This window comes from Oleiphilus sp. HI0067 (genome assembly GCF_001635735.1).
This window is the reverse complement of record NZ_LWFI01000497.1, coordinates 1-640: the sequence shown is the minus strand read 5'-3', so window position 1 is coordinate 640 and position 640 is coordinate 1. Positions and strand designations below refer to the sequence as shown.

Annotated in this window: 1 protein-coding gene; it reads right to left on the bottom strand. The window is 45.8% G+C overall.

Features of this window, described 5'->3' with window-relative positions:
- A partial coding sequence (locus tag A3739_RS05915) for a GTPase (RefSeq protein ID WP_197472098.1) occupies positions 1–640 on the bottom strand: 640 nt, incomplete at both ends.

Genomic DNA, 640 nt, shown 5'->3' with positions numbered 1-640 from the left:
AATCAGCAAATCCGCGCGCGGAACATTGCAGCGTTTAAGCATTCTTTCAAAATCGCTGGTCTGCAAACGAACTTCAACACGTGCCATCCCTTTATCATCATACTCTTCCTGAATGACATGATTTGACTCAAATAACATCGCTCTGAGCCGACCTTGCTCTGGGCGAAGTCGAAGTATGCAGTGCATAACCTCATCGCTTAACAACTCAGCGACTGCATCAGACAATAAATCAGTTCCCTCTCCCGAGTTTGCTGACAACCACACTCTTACAGGAGCACCATCTTCATCGCGATCAATTCTACTTACGCCATCGTCCAACAAATCGATCTTATTATAGACTCGGAGGACCTTAACATCGCCCGCGCCTATTTCATCTAAAACTTGTTCGACTGCCTCTATATTGTCCAACCTTCTTGAATCAGCACCGTCTATAACATGCAGCAAAAGCGTAGCCGATATTGTTTCTTCTAGCGTTGCTCTGAACGCATCAACTAACTTGTGAGGTAAATGCCGTATGAACCCGACCGTATCTACCAAAATGGCACGACCAATATCGGGAAAATCAATACGCCTAAGTGTTGGATCTAGTGTTGCGAACAACTGATCAGCGGCATAAACACCCGAGTCTGTCAGCCGGTTA